Annotated in this window: 10 protein-coding genes and 1 pseudogene; 6 read left to right on the top strand and 5 right to left on the bottom strand. The window is 61.2% G+C overall.

The window, feature by feature from the left end; translation table 11 throughout:
• Position 1: 1 nt before the first annotated feature.
• A complete protein-coding gene (locus H4W26_RS08280; RefSeq protein WP_192591592.1) occupies positions 2–1120 on the bottom strand; it encodes a Gfo/Idh/MocA family protein in 1119 nt (372 codons plus the stop codon).
• Positions 1121–1344: 224 nt separating this feature from the next.
• Here H4W26_RS08280 and H4W26_RS08285 point away from each other — a divergent pair, with 224 nt between their 5' ends.
• Positions 1345–2325 carry a LacI family DNA-binding transcriptional regulator gene (locus H4W26_RS08285; RefSeq protein ID WP_318779849.1) on the top strand — a complete coding sequence of 327 codons (981 nt, stop codon included), beginning with the start codon at positions 1345–1347 and terminating at the stop codon, positions 2323–2325.
• Between the two features lie 550 nt (positions 2326–2875).
• Here the strand turns inward: H4W26_RS08285 and H4W26_RS08290 are convergent.
• A complete protein-coding gene (locus H4W26_RS08290) occupies positions 2876–4153 on the bottom strand; it encodes an ABC transporter substrate-binding protein (RefSeq protein WP_192591593.1) in 1278 nt (425 codons plus the stop codon).
• Between the two features lie 477 nt (positions 4154–4630).
• On the opposite strand from H4W26_RS08290, the gene H4W26_RS08295 reads away from it, so the two are divergent.
• The 5 genes from H4W26_RS08295 (at position 4631) to H4W26_RS08315 (ending at position 10293) form a co-directional block, all read left to right on the top strand.
• Positions 4631–5284 (top strand): GntR family transcriptional regulator, encoded by a 654-nt coding sequence (locus H4W26_RS08295; RefSeq protein WP_225939644.1) that lies wholly within the window; start codon positions 4631–4633, stop codon positions 5282–5284.
• A gap of 110 nt (positions 5285–5394) precedes the next feature.
• Entirely contained in the window at positions 5395–6738 is a 1344-nt protein-coding gene (locus H4W26_RS08300) for an MFS transporter (protein WP_192591594.1), read from the top strand.
• Positions 6735–7646: a dihydrodipicolinate synthase family protein gene (locus H4W26_RS08305; protein ID WP_192591595.1), complete on the top strand. Its 912-nt coding sequence runs from the start codon at positions 6735–6737 to the stop codon at positions 7644–7646. The genes H4W26_RS08300 and H4W26_RS08305 overlap by 4 nt, the downstream gene beginning before the upstream one ends.
• On the top strand, positions 7643–8779 hold the full coding sequence (locus tag H4W26_RS08310) for a mandelate racemase/muconate lactonizing enzyme family protein (RefSeq protein WP_192591596.1): 1137 nt from the start codon (positions 7643–7645) through the stop codon (positions 8777–8779). Before H4W26_RS08305 ends, H4W26_RS08310 begins: the two co-directional genes overlap by 4 nt.
• Positions 8770–10293, top strand: coding sequence for an aldehyde dehydrogenase (NADP(+)) (locus tag H4W26_RS08315; protein WP_225939645.1), 1524 nt, complete (start codon positions 8770–8772; stop codon positions 10291–10293). Before H4W26_RS08310 ends, H4W26_RS08315 begins: the two co-directional genes overlap by 10 nt.
• A 747-nt stretch (positions 10294–11040) precedes the next feature.
• Here H4W26_RS08315 and H4W26_RS08320 read toward each other — a convergent pair.
• The 3 genes and pseudogenes from H4W26_RS08320 to H4W26_RS14030 form a co-directional block, all read right to left on the bottom strand.
• Entirely contained in the window at positions 11041–11835 is a 795-nt protein-coding gene (locus tag H4W26_RS08320; protein WP_192591597.1) for a hypothetical protein, read from the bottom strand.
• Between the two features lie 521 nt (positions 11836–12356).
• Positions 12357–13650: pseudogene (locus H4W26_RS08325) on the bottom strand (IS3 family transposase).
• Between the two features lie 445 nt (positions 13651–14095).
• A complete protein-coding gene (locus H4W26_RS14030) occupies positions 14096–16711 on the bottom strand; it encodes an FtsX-like permease family protein (protein ID WP_192591598.1) in 2616 nt (871 codons plus the stop codon).
• Positions 16712–16740: the final 29 nt, after the last annotated feature.

Consider the following 16740-nt stretch of genomic DNA (forward strand, 5'->3'; position numbering starts at 1 on the left):
GTCAGCTCTGCTTTCCGTAGATATAGGACTCATCGTGCATCCCGGTGTAGTAGGTGCCGTCCTGACGCATCTCGGAGCGTCTCACCGGCTGCCCGGTCTCGGCGGACTGATACAGCGCCGCGATGAACTCCAGGGTGCGGCGTCCTTCTTCCCCGGAGGCGCGCGGGCGCTCCTTGGCCTCCATCGCGTCGAGGAGCTCGGACAGCTGCTGCCGGTGCGATGAAGGCACGTTCTCCTGCGGGGACCAGGAGTCCACCGTGGCCAGATCCTCGGCTGCGTGCGGTGCCGGGGTCCAGGTCCAGGAGCTGTTGTCATAGCCGTAGAGGTGCTCCACCTCCACAGTGGCGTCCTGAAAATCGAAGCGCAGGTAGGAGACCTCGCGGGGGGAGAGCACACTGGTCACCACCGTGGCGATGGCCCCGCTGGCGAAGCGCACGATGGCGGAGGAGAAGTCCTCGGTCTCCACATCGCGGTCCAGCTTCTCGGCAACAGCGGTGATCTCTGCCCACTCCCCCAGCACCTCCAGGAGCAGGTCGATCTGGTGGATCCCGTGACCCATCGCCGGTCCGCCGCCCTCGGTGGCCCACCTCCCGCGCCACGGCACGTCATAGTAAGCGTGCGGGCGATACCAGAGGGTGTTGCACAGCGCGACGAGCGGGCGGCCCAGGGTGGCTTCGGCGACCTGCTTCTTCAGCGTCTTCGCGCCCGATCCGAAGCGGTGCTGGTAGACGTAGGAGGCGTAGGGACCGCCCTCCACCTCCTCGGCGGCGACCGCGTCGTACTCGGCCAGGGTGAGCACCGGTGGCTTCTCGCACCAGACCCAGGCACCCGCCCGCAGACCCTGGATGGCCGCGTCCTTGTGCGCCGAGGGCGGGGTGCAGATGATCAGCAGGTCGGGCGACTCCGCGTCGAGCAGCTCCTGGGCGGAGGCATACCGGCCGGGGATCTCCCACTCGTCGGCGACCTGACCCACCCGATCGGGGTCCACATCGGCGATGCCGACGACCTCCACGCGGTCCTGGTGGGCCTTCAGTGTGGGTAGATGGGCGATAGTGGCGATGCCGCCGGCGCCGATGAGCCCCGCTTTGAGGCGGGGCGTGAATGAATTCGTGGGCTTCACGAGAAGGTAATCTCCTAAGTTCGGTTCAGCGTCAACGGAAGTTAGCAGGAACGCCTGAGTTATCGATCACTTTGTCATCTCGTAGAGTATGTAGGCATGTAGTCTGCTGTCAACAAAAAATGTAGCGTGGATCACGCTTGGTGCTGTTCCCTAGCGAGACACGATGAGGGGAACCGAAAGTGGAAGATATCCAGGAGCCCGCACGAGCTGCCACGATTTATGAGGTGGCGAGGCTGGCCGGTGTTTCGCACCAAACGGTGTCGCGCTATTTGCGCGATCACAATCAACTGAAACCTGCGAATAGGGCCCGAGTGAGGGACGCTGTTGAGCAGCTAAATTATCGGCCAAACACGATCGCTCGGTCGATGCGCACTAGGCGCTCAGGGGTTCTCGCTGTGGTTCTTCCGGCCCAACCCACTGCACTACCCACCCCTACGCTGGCGGGTGCTGCCGATGCTGCACACGCCGCCGGATACGCGGTTGAGACGGCTGTAGTCGATGGCAATTCCGAAGATCGGGCGGTGCGAGTGATGGAGCTCCTGAATTCAGGGCGTGTCGAAGGCGTCCTGAGTCTCGCAGCACTTCCAGCGGGAATTCCTGCGATGAGACCGTCCAGCGCTGCAGCGCTCATGGTCATCGAGGAGTTCGACGACGATCTGCGAAATATCGGACCGCTTACGGATGCATCTGTCATGGCGGAGATAGTAGAGACTTTGGCGCGATGGGGGCACACTAACTTTCTGCATATCCAAGGCCCTCAAGACTGGTCGTCAGCTCGAGCTCGCAAACATGTCTTCAACGAGACAATCCAAAGGTTAGGTCTCACCGCAGAAACGTCCAAAGAGGCGGGATGGGACCCCGAGGTTGGCTATCGAACCATTCATGGACTCAGCGGCTCTAGTGCTGTGACCGCCGTCATTGCGGCTAATGATTTCGTCGCTGTCGGCGCAATTCGCGCCCTCCACGAACGCGGCTGGCAAGTGCCCAAGGAGATAAGTGTTGTCGGGTGGGATGACCTTAGAATCGCGCAATACGGAACCCCGTCTCTGTCCACCGTGTCAGTAGATCACCGAGGTCAAGGGAGCTACGCGATGAACAGGCTGGTCGCATTGCTAGAAAAGCATGATGGAGTATCCGGTGCGCCCATGGCGAATCGGCTTGTTCTACGAGAGACCACAGGCCCTGCCCCTTTGCAGGAGGCTTGAAGCTGACCTGCCCACCGAGGATGATGTGCGCCGACGTCGGCTGAGAGAACGGGTTACCGTAGAGCCCATCTGGGCCCATCGAGATCAGCGCATCCAAGAGTCCCTGCACGCGAGCGTCATAGGCGTTCTCGTCCTCGTGGGTCAGAGTCAGAGTCAGAGTCAGAGTCCGCAGCGTGGCCGGCCGGAACTGAATGAACGTGGTCAGATCCGGGATCAGCGCCGGGGTAGTCAGATCTGGGTCGAGAGTGCGGATCGCGTGAGACAAGATCGTGGTCTCGTGCGGTTCGAGGCTGCGCCGCGCGAACATGGCCACCAGCCCGCTCATCAACGAGAGCTGCTGCGTCCGCCCGAGTGGCTGGGGTCGCCTCAGACCCATAGCCCGATTACCACCCAGGTCATCCGCAGCGGCGTCACGGCGCTGGTCAAAAAACCAACGGACCTGTCATCGCAGGAGATGGACGAACTCGCCGACGCTCGGGCCCACTTCGACACCCGAGCGCTGACGGTTCTCCAACACCTTATCCGCGCGGACCCACGAGCCGACGTGGCATTAAAGCAGTTCAGCGCTCATCTCAGCGACCATCTGTTCGGCCGCTTCCTCGGGCGAAAGCCTTTCAAAGAAGACCTCGAGCTCGTACCGCATGATGATCTCTTGCATTGCACTGAACCCGACAGGAGGCAGGGGTTCGGCCTCAGTGATTTCACTTTCCATGTCCACCATGATTTCCGATGACAGGAGATCTGCGCCTTCCAGCTCCTCAAAGACCGCTTCTCGTACTTCGAGATTCGCTGGGAGGCCTCGGTCCACCATGTTCAGTAGGCCCGCCTCCTCGGAGTTCACGAAGAAGTCGATAAACTCCTGAGCTTCCCGTGGGTGTTCGGTGCTCTCAGCAGCTGAGAGGAACATTGAAGACTTAAACCACATCCCGTTGTCCTCAACGTCGCCTGTCTCGCTGGGCCAACGCAGAGGAACGAGGTCATCACCAGAAGCATCCCAAAGACCTGGAAGCTGGTTGGTCCACCATGGCCCCAAAGCGGCACGGGCCGTGCCGGTAAGGGACCGATCCGAGGGAGCTGCCTGGACCTCAGAGAGGACCTCAGCCGGGGGCAGGGAGCCGGCCTTCATGAGATCGAGATACATCTGCAGGTACTCCTGAGCATCACCTGTCTCAAACCCCAGCTCGCCGTCTTCGGTACTGAGGTTCTTGCCCTGTTGACGGAGCCAGACCTGGAAGCTCGCAGGCTCGTTGGGGTTTGCCATGCCCCAGGCATCATCTACTGAATCACTAATCTCTATGGTGATTTCGCGCAGATCCTCCCAGGTCCAGGTCGTGTCGTCTGGCAACTCTACTTGGGCTTCCTCGAACAGACGGGGGTTGGCCATCAGGACCTGGGAATTCGTGCCTGTGGTGACACCCATCATCCCGTCCTCGGTCCGTCCGTTCTCAGCGACCGCCGGGTCGAACTCTGAAACATCCACCTCCGCAAGATCGAGAAGAGCTCCGCGGTCTGCGTACTCCCGAAGATACTTGTCGTCCATCTGAATTATGTCGGGCGCCTCACCCCCTGCGGTCTGAGTCGCAATGGTGTCCCAGTGGGCACCGGAGTCGCGGTACTCCCCTTCGATAGTGATGCCAGGGTTCTCGGACTCGAAGATCTCGATGATCTTTTGAGTCTGCTGGACCCGGTGATCCGACCCCCACCACGCGAATCGAAGGGTTACATCGCCGGTGTCGGAGTCGCCCTCCTCGCCACTCGCCCCGCACCCGGACAGTGCAAGCACCGCAAGTAATCCCAATGCAGTGCCCTGGCTCTTCGTGATTCTCATATCAGTCCCCTTTAGTTGTGATCTGCGTTACACATATATCACGCATCATATATGAGACGCCAGACACCCAATTCCGCGGCGTGGGTCGGCATCAGCCATTCCCCGGTATGCGCGAGGTCGCCGGCAAAGACTTTCAAGAGGGGCTGCTTCTGAAAGTCCGCAGCGCACGAGGCACCGCGCTGGACCTTGTCGTTGGAGAGTCAGGCAATAGAGGGATCCAGAAATATGAGAGACCCGACGCTCGTCCGATCGACATATCCTGCACGCTGGTCGTTTAACTCATAGCGCCCAGTGGGAGCGACGCGAGTGGATGGATCTGCCTAATGTGCAAGGCGCCGTGACCGACTGCTAACGCTGACTGTCACTCGGCCGGCGGGGACCCCCATGTCCATCCTGGACCTGGCGCCTGAGTGAAGATTTGTGGGACCTAGAACATGCAAACTTGGAATGTGTGGCATCTCATATATGATGTATCTCATGCCAACCACTGCGTCGATGCCGACTCCACTACCTTCTCGGACTGAGTATGCGCTTGCCTATATCAAGGGGGCAATCCTCGGTGGACGACTCTCCCAGGGGCAGGCGCTGGTTGAAACGGAAATCGCTTCAGAACTAGGTATTTCTAAGACCCCAGTGCGAGAAGCGCTCAAGACTCTGGAGAGAAGTGGGCTGGTCATTGTTCGGCCCTACCTAGGCACGCGGGTTCGCGAACTCAATCGAGACGACGCGATCGCGATCTACGAAACTCGTCTTCTGCTTGAGCCTGAAGCGGTGCGAAGCAGCGTGGGTCGTGGTGTGGATGTCGCTCGTGCGCGTGAGGCTCTTGCTGAAGCGGAGGCAGCGGCGGATGCTCCGGCGCGCAGCCTCGCGAACAGAGCCTTCCACGCGAGCCTCTGGGCTAACTGCGGAAACCACGTGATGGTCGACATTCTTGAAGGTCTCAGGGACCAAACGGCTCTTGTCACAGTCGCGACGTGGAACCGCGACCCGCGCTGGCGCGATGAGGCGGGACAGCATCTGGAGATCCTCGATGCAGCGCAGCGAGGAGACGCAGAGACTGCTTCACGAATTACCTACATACATATCAAGAATTTCTTGGACCGCCTTCCTGAGGGAAAGCAAGCCGTCTAGAAGGCGGCCCATCACGCGAGGTGCGGCCCGTTCACCGCCAAGATCCAGGACCGCACCTCGGCTAATTCGCTCCCCACGATGCGGGAAGTGACGCTACTCGAGGAGCAACTATGACTCATGATACAAGGACGCGCCCGGCGCGCTCCGATGGCGCACGAGTGCGCCGAAGCCGCATGCGATTTTCTATCGTCGCATTCTCCTCCCTGGGGTTGACGATCGCGTACCTGGATCGTGCGGCGCTCAGCGTCGCTTTGCCCTTCATGACCGAAGAATTTCATGTCAGCCCGGCAGTCCAGGGCCTCCTGTTGTCATCCTTCTTCTGGACGTATGCGCTCTTTCAGATTCCCTCGGGCTGGTTGCTTGATAAGTTCGGTCCCCGCCTGATCTACCCGATCGCCGTGGGCTGGTGGTCGATCTGGACGGCGCTCATGGCCGCGGCCACCGGTGTGACCAGCGTGATCGTATTCAGGCTCGGACTGGGCATCGGCGAAGCGCCGGTCCAGCCAGCGAACATCAAGGTGGTTTCTCGCTGGTTCCCTCGCAGAGAGCGGGCTTTCGCCTCCAGTCTCTTTGATATGGGCCAACAGATCGGACAAGCACTGTCGATCCCCGTAGTCACCGCGATCGCTGTTTTCGCGGGCTGGCGCTGGGCCTTCGTCCTCATCGGGCTCGTCGGGTTCCTTTGGGTGATCGGGTGGCTGGCGATCTACCGTGAACCCGAGGAGCATAAGCGCGTCAACGCCGAAGAACTGACCTATATCCGATCTGATCAAGCTGAGATGGTCCAACAGCCGGGATCTGCGCCGCGCTGGCGGGATTTGTTGACCAACAACCAGACATGGGCCCTCACCTTGGGATACACGTTCCGGTCCCTCGCCGGCGCTTTCTTCCTCACGTGGTACCCGAGCTATCTGCTCAATGAGCGCGGGTTCAGCGAAGCCGAATTTGGGATGGTCGGGGCGCTGCCGGCACTCGTTGCCGTCGGATCCACCGTCCTAGGCGGCATCGTTTCCGACAGACTGTTGGCCGCGAACTTCTCCCCGAACCTCGCCCGCAAGATCCCGATCCTCTCGGGGCTGGTACTTAGCGCTTGCATTGGGTTCAGCCCATTCGTCGACAGCAACGCCGTCGTGATGACGATCCTGGTCGTCTCCAGTGCGGCCCACTCATTCGCGGGCGCAGCCATTCTGAGTCTTCCTGCTGAAGTCGCCAAGTCACCGGAGCAGGTTGGCTCCCTGGGCGGATTCCAAAACTTCGGATCACAGCTGGGCAACCTCACCAGCCCCATCGCCATCGGCCTCTTCCTGACCTTCTCGAATGGCTCCTACACCGGACCGATGATCTTCGCAGCACTCAGCTGCCTCATCAGTGCAGCCATATACGGGTTATGGGTCAACATCAAACCCGTCCAGGTCTACCAAGCCTCGGAGAACGTCCAGAACGGAGCATCATGACCTCGATACAGAACACCGCCCAAGCACTGCGCACAGTCGTAGGAATCCCGGTGGCCCCCTACCGGCCCGACGGCGAACTCGACGAACACCAGATTCGAGTGCTGGCAGACCGACTGGTGACCTCTGGGGTGCGCGCTCTGACGGCCAACGGAAACACCGGCGAGTTCTACGCTCTCGCGCCCCGAGAGAGACGTGCCGCGGTCACCGGAGTGATCGAAGGCGTCGACTCCCGAGCCACAGTGATCGCCGGTGTCGGGCTCGACCTGGCTACCGCAGTAGACGAGGCTCAGTTCGCTGTCGAGGAGGGCGCAGACGCGATCATGGTTCACCAACCAGTGCTGCCGTATATGTCCCCACAAGGGTGGGTCGACTATGTCGCAACCATTGCTCAGGCGGTCCCCGACCATGCGGTCGTACCCTACGTCAGCTCACCAGTGATCACCGGCGCAGCTATCAGCGAGCTCGCACAGCGATGCGTCAACGTAGTCGGCCTCAAGTACTCAGTGCCTGATCCAGTCGGGTTCGCCCGCACAGTCCAAGAGAGCCCGACGGAACTGCTGTGGATCGCGGGACTGGCAGAATCCTACGCGCCGTCAGCATGGCAATCCGGAGCCCAGGCCTTCACCTCCGGGCTCGTCAACGTCGATCCCCAGATTTCTCTGGACCTGCTCTCCGCGCTGCAGCGCCAGGACAGAGAAGGAACCCTCCGCCTCTGGCGTCAGATCCGCGAGTTCGAAGACCTGCGTGGACGCAACCGCGATGCCGACAATGTCTCAGTCGTCAAAGAAGCGATGCACCAGCGAGGGCTATGCGATCGTTCGGTACGACCACCTAGCGCCCCGCTGAATCCCGAAGGACAACAGGCCGTCCTGCGCATCCTCGCCGTGTGGGAGGAATCAAGAGCATGAAAATTGAACGCCTCGATACTTACCTCCAAAGAGTGGGCGATCGCCCACGAGTCTTGTTGAAAATAACCTCCGACACCGGAGTCACTGGGTGGGCCGAGTTCTACAACCACGGGCCAGACCTGGCATACCCCGTCATCATCGAATACTTGGCAAGCCAGATCACCGGTGCCGACCCGACCCGGGTGGCCTACATCAACCAGCGTCTGCACCAGTCAGCGCGGTTCCCCCAAGGCGCTCTGGGACTCGCCGTTATCGCAGCAATCGATCACGCACTCTGGGACCTTTCAGCAAAGGCTGCAGGAGTGCCCGTTTATCAACTTCTTGGCGGTCGAGTCAGAGACCGGGTGCGCGTGTATACCGGCTTGTACGCCGCCCCCGACGTCGTCCAACTGCGTGACCAGACCGCCCATCTCCATGAGGAAACCGGTGTCGACGCTTTCAAGCTGAGCCCCTACCGTCGTGACCTGCACAAGTCCCGATTCGGGCTCGTGACAGAGGAGCTCTCTCATTGGTTCGGTGCCATCAGAGAAAGCCACCCGGAAGAGTGGGAATTTGCCTTTGATGCTCACGCCTGCCTGTGGGAGCCACGTAAGGCGGTCCAAATGGGGCATGCCCTGGCCCCTTACGATCCCCTGTTCCTCGAAGAGCCGATCCGGCCAGAACACGTCCCTTCATGGGGGCGGATCCGCTCAGAGATGCCCGTACCTCTGGCGACCGGCGAATCCCTCTACTCACCACACGAGTTCCGCGCCCTCCTCGACGCTGGAGGGGCGGACATCATTCAACCCGACATCTGCGTCGTGGGTGGCCTCACCCAGATGCTCAAGATTGCCACACTGGCAGAAGTCCACAACGTCCCGGTAGCACCACACAACCCGATGGGGCCGCTAGCGACGGCCGCGAACCTCCATTTTGCTGCCGCGACCTGGAACTTTTCCATCCTCGAATACAAACCAGAAACGACCACATGGTGTCCCGACCCCTACCTCCCGGTCGACGGGCACCTCCAGCTACGTCCAGACCGTCCAGGCTGGGGCGTAGATATTGATGAAGATGCACTTACTCAAGACGACTGGACCCATTGGGAACGCAAAGTCCCCACGACAAAGGACGGAGCGACTGCATGGATGTGACATCTCGCGCACAGTCCGACGACATGGCACCACCCTCCCTTGAAATCCCCGATACCTCGAGCGATGAACTCAACGCCATCGTCTTCGCAGCGACAGCCGCGAGCCAAGATCCACAGTTGGGCGCACGAACCGATCGAGCATCAATGCTCTCCGCGCTAGCCGACACGCTCGAATCGCACGCGGACGAGCTTGTGGACCTGGCACAACAAGAAACACGGTTGCCCCGTACACGGCTGCACGGGGAGATCACGCGAACAGCATTCCAACTTCGAGAATTCTCAGCTGCGGTCCTAGAGGGTAGCTACCTAGAAGCGACTATCGACTCTCCAGCACAAACCCCTATGGGGCCACGCCCCGACCTCCGCCGCATGCTCGTACCCCTAGGGGTCGTGGCGGTCTACAGCGCAAGTAACTTCCCGTTCGCCTTCTCCGTCCTCGGAGGCGACACTGCATCCGCGCTCGCTGCAGGGAATCCCGTCGTGGTCAAGGCTCACCCGGGCCATCCTCGGACCTCGCAGAAGGTGGTGGAGCTCGCCGCGGAGGTTCTTTCTCACCTGGGTTGGCATCCGGGAACGATTACTCTCGTCCATGGGTTTGACGCGGGGACCGCGCTTATTCAGCACCCGAGTGTCCGAGCCGGTGCATTCACTGGCTCCGTGCACGGGGGGCAAGCGCTCGCCCGTGAGGCGGCACTTCGGGAGGAGCCCATCCCGTTCTATGGTGAACTCGGAAGCCTCAACCCAGTGTTCGCCACACAACAAGCAGTCACAGAGCGAGGATCTGAGTTCGGTCAAGGCGTGGCGGCATCAGTGCTGCAAAGCGGCGGGCAACTGTGCACCAAGCCAGGGCTCGTCCTGATCCCCACTGGGCAGGCTGGCGACACCATGATCGAGCACATCACTTCGGACATGAGCGAAGCACAAGCTTTCCCGGCGCTGACCAGTGTTATGGCGTCAGGGTACGCCCGAGGGGCTACCTCCAGGTCTCAACAGGGCACGGTCCTCGCAGTCGGCAAGGACGCGTCCGAGGGGTCGAATCAGGCGACGGTGATTGAAGTCCACGCCGAAGACGCGCGAGAGGAACTTCTCGAAGAGTGCTTCGGCCCCCTGGTCGTCGTGGTCCGATACTCCAGCAACGATGAAGCGCTCTCCGTCGCGAATCGACTCAGAGGCTCACTAACTGCCACGTTGCTCACCGGAGCTACCGAAGACATATCCGCTTCCCCAATGTTCAGTGCCTTGAGCCGTCGTGCCGGGCGAGTACTCATCAACGATTACCCCACTGGCGTAGCGGTGTCTTGGGCCCAGCACCACGGTGGCCCGTGGCCCTCAACAAACTCTCTGCATTCGTCAGTGGGCATGACCGCCACACGTCGTTTTCTGAGGCCCATGGTGTGGCAAAACGCTCCACAACACGCGCTCCCCTCCGAGCTGCAGGATCACAGCGCCGACGTGCCCACACGGGTCAACGGCACGCTTACAGGCTCAGTGACTGAACCCAGCAGGCATCGATGAAACCCCAAATCCTTGGGGCGTCCATCAACGGAGAAATGTCTTGATATGACAGAATCTCCCAAGGAGTCACAGGGTGTCTCACTAAGCCCCACCTCCGATACGCCGGCCCACTACACGACCCACGAGAATGAAGAAACGCGGGATCATCATCGGGTTTCACGAGTAGGCAGACCGGCAAGTATTGGCGAACACGTAAGTCCCTTCACATTTCGCATGGACGCGGCTCGCCGCGCGAAGCTCAACGAGACAGCCTCCGATCAAGGCATCACCGCCTCGGAAATCCTAAGGAGGCTGATTGATGATCTTTGAAATCATGGGGGAAACCAACTAGCAGCTATACCGGTCAACGTCTAAGGACACGGGTTCTCATCGCGAACGCGCTACGGGTTTATCTTGGATTCGGAAAGCCGGATGGGGCGGGATCTAAGCTGCGGGCATCCCGGCGACGCCTTCCTTTGGTTCCGCAAGTATGAAGTCCGATTGGGGTATCCCCCGCCTCGTGAGGTAACTCTGCCAGATGGTGACGCAGAGCTCAGCGACCGCCTGAGTGGAACCATACGAGTCATCTGGGCGACCTGCTCGTGCATCTTCTGCGCATCCCCACGAGTGCTCAAACCAGGTGATGGCCAGCCGTCGCAAAGTCGCGCTGCGGGTCGTATGGATCGGCCGGAGCCCGGACTGGCGAAGGGAGGAGCGCAAGATACTTTCCGGGCCTAGAAACCGGCCCCGGTACATTCGGTCTGTAGGTCACGTCGATTTGCCAACTACCCACGCATTGGCCTGCCGCGTCCGTTGGTGGCATTCCTGGATCCCTGTGTTACTGGAAAAATCTCCAAGTTCGATAACGTTTTCTTGGACTGGAGCCTTTGTGATCCACGCTTGGTCCGTATCCATGAATGCCACCTCCGCCGCAACTTGGAGCACCTTGTACGGGATACCAGGGCGCTTACCTGTCTTAAGGATGAACTTCCCCGTGTGGGGGCGTCGCTCGACCCCTGCTCCCCCACCGGAATCATCCGTCCAGTCCGTGATCCAGGACTTCTCCGTGTCAGACACGGCGAACACGGTCTCGAGGTTCCCCATCTCATCGGGGGCGAGACCCCCGAGGAACACCATTTCGGAACGGTTCACGGACCCCCACGCCACATCGGTCAGCGTCTCGGAAGACAGCTTCAAATCATTCATGGTGTGGGTAATCAGGATCTGATCGATGCCGCGACCACGGTTCAGTCGCGTCAGACAGTCCACGAAGTAGACCATCTGATCGGAGGCGCGCAGCACCTTCCACAGCTCATCCATCACCAGGAGGTAATGCTTTGGCGGTATCCCGAGATCCGTGGTCACGATCTTCTCGGTGGCCACGGTGACGGTGCCGAGGTTCCAGCACAGCGACTGCACCGCAGCCATGAGAACGGTGTCGTTCTCGTTGACGCCGGAGAGGTCGAACACGACCGGCTTACCGGGGATGATGTGCGCCGAGGTCGGCCGAGAAGACAGGGGGCCGTAGAGCCCATTTGGGCCCATCGAGATCAGCGCATTCAAGAGGCCCCGCACGCGAGCGTCATAGGCGTTCTCGTCCTCGTGGGTCAGAGTCCGCAGCGTTGCCGGCCGGGACTGAATGAACTCGGTCAGATCCGGGATCAGCGCTGGGGTGGTCAGTTCTGGGTCTAGCGTGAGACAAGATCATGGTCTCGTGCGGTTCGAGGCTGCGCCGCGCGAACATGGCCACCAGCCCGCTCATCAACGAGAGCTGCCGCGTGCGCAGATCGTTGAGCCCTTCTTCCCGGGCGTTCTCGTTCTTCACGTCCGCCAGCGCGGCCGCGAAGGCTGACATATCCATAGGGTGATATGCGCCCGCCCCGGAGCGAACTCGATCACCTGGCCATTGGCAGCCCGAATGAGGTCCACATAATCGGGCCGAGCGTCAGGGAGCGCCATGGGGATGATGCCCCAATCCAACAGGACCGCGACCATGCGCTTAATCAGCGAGGACTTCCCCAGGCCCGGTTGCCCGAGCGCGAACGCCGAAGGACTCATCATCAACACCCCTTCAGGTGTGTGGTTTAGGAAAAGAAGTCTTGAATCTCGTCATTGAGCAGCATGTGATCGGGCAGCACAACACCTAACGGCAAGCCAGCCTCGAACTCCGCCGGCGGTCTATCACCGAGGTATCCATGGAGCCGCTCGGTATTGTGCCAGTGGACCCATCCCAGAGTCGCCAGCTCCACATCTTCGACCGTCTTCCATGGACCGCGCTGAGCGCGGACCGGTCCTCGGATGAGTTCGGCTTTGTAGTAGCCGTTGACGGTCTCGGCCAGAGCGTTGTCGTAGCTATCCCCGACAGTTCCGATTGATGGGGTGGCCCCGATCTCTGCCAGTCTCTCGCCGTAGCGAATGGACGTGAATTGAGATCCGGCATCGCTGTGGCACCGCAGTTGCTCATGCCGAGGGCCTCGGGACCATCGGGCCATCTCGATCGCGTCGAGCACTGTGTCGGTGCGCATCGTAGAAGCGACCCTCCACCCGACGATCATGCGGCTGAAGGCATCGATGATGAAGCAGACATAGGCGACACCGGCCCAGGTCGGCACGTAGGTCAGATCGGTGACCCAGAGCCGATTCGGCGCGATCGCGGTGAACTCGCGATTGACCAGGTCTGGATGCCGCGGGACTTCCGGGTCACGTGTGGTGGTGCGGATCTTCTTGCGCCGGAGCACACCTTCGAGACCCGCGTGGCGCATCAGTCTGCCCGTCTGATCGCGGCCGATACTCAGGCCGACCCGGTTCGCTGCCTTCCAAAGCTTCCTGGCTCCATAGACCCCGTAATTTCTGGGCATGGAGTTTCACCAGCTGCGGGATCAGCTCAGCATCTCTGAGGCTCCGGGCCGAGGGGGCACGGTTCTTTGCGGCGTAGTAGGTGCTCGGAGCCACCTGCAACATCGTGCAGATGGGCTCGACTCCGAGTCGACGGCCGTCGATGACGTCGTCTTTTGTTGGCGTCGATGAACGCGACTATCTCGGTGACTGGCGGTCGAGCTCCGCCCCGAAGAAAGTCGCGGCCCGTTTCAGGATCTCGTTGGCGCGCCGCAGTTCCCGGTTCTCTTGTTCCAGGGCTTTCTCCCTCGCGGACTGCTCGGTGCTCTGGCCCGGGGCGTGGCCTTCATCGATGTCTGCTTGGCGGACCCAGGACCGGACAGACTCGGGGCCATAGCCGAGCTGAGTCGCGACTCTCTTCACGGTGCCGCGGTCAGTGCCCAGCTCCCGGCGCAGCTGGCGGACCATCCGCACCGCCGCGGCCTTCTCCTGCTCGGAGTAGCGGCGTGTGGTCGCGTTGCCCGGTTTAATCTCTTGTGGCATGTCTCCATCATCCTTTCCAAACGATGGAGTCTCCAAGCATCCCAGGGCGGTTCAGCTGCTAGAAATGCAGACACCTGGGTCAACCACTCCCAAATCTCTATAACCCTGCCCACGGCACCACGCTACAAACCCTCAGACTTGAACACATCAGACCACGGGATGAGGGTCCCCAGTCTTGAACTAGCGACTTTTCACCGGCACGGCCAAAGCGAAACCTGGCAACCCACGCAAAATCGAGCGCCGCTAAGCTCCGAGACCACCCGTGAACCAAAGCCACACAGTGACTCAAAACACTAAGCTCTATGAAACCTGTTTTCGGCGTCGCTTCCTAGAGCGGAAACGGCTCCCTTGCTGGCCTCTACCCTGTTGAGGTGTAGGCCACCCTCATAGAGGGTTCACAGCCTCAGGCCACGGGTCATTCTTCGCCTCAATCCAAACTCTGCCCCTACTGCGCGGAGAGTCCAGATGCGGGAGGGGTCCGGGATAGGCTTCGCGCCGGAATCACCGACGCCAGAACTGCGGCCAGGATCGTGACACCCCAAATCATGCCCATACGCCCCCACGGGACACTCAGCGCTACCGAAACGTCATCACGTCCCACCAGTGAACTGACGCCACCCCAGGCAAAAAACGCTCCCAGAACACTACCCAGGCCAAGCGCGACCACGGCCATCAGGACCGCCTCCAGAGTCACCATTACCCCTACAGAGCCTCGGGTCATCCCCAGGGCACGCAAGAGGGCGGCCTCCCGTCGCCGTTCGAACACCGACAATGCCAGGGTGTTGCTCACCCCGACGACAGACACCAGCACCGAGGCGGCAAGTAAGACCAGCACGATCACCAGCACGGTATCGATCACCTCGGTGTAACTGGCTCGGGCCATCGCCGCGTCCAAGAACACGTCGCCCCCTGAAGCTCCGACCTCATCTCCCAAGCGGGTCAGATCCCCCATCGTTGCAGCCTCGGAAATCTGCATGACTGTCATCGCGTCAGTGTTCTCCAAGGACCACTGCTCAGCCTCCTCTATCAGAGCAGAAGGCACCACCACCGTGTCGGTTGGAACCCATGGGGTGGCAACCGCGGGAAGGGTCGTGGTCGCTTCAGAAGCGCGGCCGTCCCCGGCGTCAGCGGGGACTAGAGCCACCTCAATGCGTCCTTGTTCGCGGTCGTCGAGAAGGTCCGGTGAGATCAAAGCCACCGGTCCCCCGCCTGTTTCGTCCAAGAACACGGAGTCTCGACGGGTGATGTCTTCGAAGGATGACTCGTCTGCAAGAACGACTCGCCCCTGGGTCGACCCCGTTTCCAGCGATTCACCCTCCAGTGTTGCCGGCGCACCGGGGAGACTCTGGTGACCGACCACGATCGGTGAATCCTTCAGCACCCGATCAATCTCCTCGGAGGAGTCACCGAGACTGGCGTCCACGGGGTTGCGTTCGGACAACTCCTGACCAAGTGAAAACTGCGCCGTCGTCGCACCCATGGTCATCGTGGAGACCAGAGTCACCCCGATTAGCAGCGCCGAAGCAGTCACCGCAGTCCGACCTGGCACGGCGCTAGCGTTTTGCGCCGCGAGCCGCCCAGGAACCCGAAGTCGAGGCCACATCGCGACTACCTGTCCCAGCCCTGAGACTGCGGCTGGCAACAGTCGTCGACCCAGGACAAGAACCCCGGTGAATCCCAGCAGCGCACCGGTTACGCCAAGCAGCGGTTCAGGCAGTGTCGCGGCGAGTAGCACCCCGCCCAGTCCACCGGCGGTGAACAGGATTCCGAGCACCGTGCGTCGCTTGTACGTGCGCTGGTCCTCGGGTGCGACCTCTGCCGGTCGCAGCGCCGCCATGGGCGAGGTACGACCAGCGTGCAGTGCGGGCCGCACCGCTGCCAGTACCGTGACGCTGACTCCCAACGCGAGGCCAATGGCCACCGAGAGTGCGTTGAGCTGCGCAGACTCGAAGTTCTCCTGCCACAGTTGTTGAGCGGCCGTGGCGATCCCGATCGCAGCTGCCCAACCGAGGAACACCCCGACCATGCTGCCCAGAAGCCCCAGTAGGGCCCCTTCAGCGACGGTGGCACGGCGCAGCTGCCCTGGTGTGGCTCCGATCGCGCGCAGCAGAGCCATCGTGCGTGAGCGCGATGCGACCAGGACTTGGAACGTATTGGAGATGACCAGGCTCGCGACGAACACCGCGATGGCCCCGAAGCCCAACCCGATACTGGCTACCGCGGTGGACTGACCGGTGAGATCGGTGATCCAGGCGTCGATGATCTGCTGATTGGTGTGAATCTCTACCCCGGCGACCACCAGACTCCCGTCGGTCTGGGTGAAGATCCCAGGTTCTGCATTCTCTGTCGAGGTGTCACCAGCCGGGAGTTCGCCACGTTCGACCATGGACGCGATGAGCGTTGCGATCTCTTGCTGGACCGTCTCCTGTGCCGCGGGGTCACCCTGCGCGCCTTTGGCGAGGGCGACACGTATCGACGACGGGCTCTGATCGGCATCCAAAGCCTGGAGACCGTCAGGCGTCAGGTAGCCACTGACGCTGCGATGGGATCCGGCTGCGAGTCCTGAGACCCTCAGCTCCGCAGAGCCCTGGTCAACGACATCAGTCTCATCGTTGAAACGCTCCGTGGTGACCGGCAAAGTGTCACCCACTTCCAGAGCGTAGGACTCGGCGAAATCCTTCGCCAGCAGAATCTCGTCCTGGGACTCAGGCATCGACCCTTCGGCCAGATCGATCGTGGCTGTTGACGGAAGATCCCCCGCCAACAACACCAGGTTCGTGCCGGTCGCTGCACCCTCGAGGAAGACATAGCTCAGCGCTTCCGCCTCCGCGACGGCATCGAGTCCGTTGATCGCCTCGGCGATTATCTGATCCGGCCGCTGACCCAAGGCGGCATCGGCACCTTGTTGGCCGCTTGCGGCTCGGTCACCCCAGGTGAGCGCGCCGGCGTTGATCACCAGGTCGGCGCCAGCGGCGTCGGCCTCAGCCTGGGTTTCCATCGTGCGGTTGAAGGACCCGAGCAGAATCACCGCGCTGACGACGAAGGCCACGGAGATCACCACGGCAATACCAGCGGCCCATAGGCGCTTCC

This window comes from Nesterenkonia halotolerans, from assembly GCF_014874065.1.
GTDB classification, from domain to species: Bacteria; Actinomycetota; Actinomycetes; order Actinomycetales; family Micrococcaceae; genus Nesterenkonia; species Nesterenkonia halotolerans.

What these genes read in the sequence shown, in the direction of transcription:
- H4W26_RS08290 (WP_192591593.1), bottom strand. Translation starts at nt 4,153, where the DNA reads ATGAGAATCACGAAGAGCCAGGGCACTGCATTGGGATTACTTGCGGTG.
- H4W26_RS08310 (WP_192591596.1), top strand. Translation starts at nt 7,643, where the DNA reads ATGAAAATTGAACGCCTCGATACTTACCTCCAAAGAGTGGGCGATCGC.
- H4W26_RS08315 (WP_225939645.1), top strand. Translation starts at nt 8,770, where the DNA reads ATGGATGTGACATCTCGCGCACAGTCCGACGACATGGCACCACCCTCC.
- H4W26_RS08305 (WP_192591595.1), top strand. Translation starts at nt 6,735, where the DNA reads ATGACCTCGATACAGAACACCGCCCAAGCACTGCGCACAGTCGTAGGA.
- H4W26_RS08300 (WP_192591594.1), top strand. Translation starts at nt 5,395, where the DNA reads ATGACTCATGATACAAGGACGCGCCCGGCGCGCTCCGATGGCGCACGA.
- H4W26_RS08295 (WP_225939644.1), top strand. Translation starts at nt 4,631, where the DNA reads ATGCCAACCACTGCGTCGATGCCGACTCCACTACCTTCTCGGACTGAG.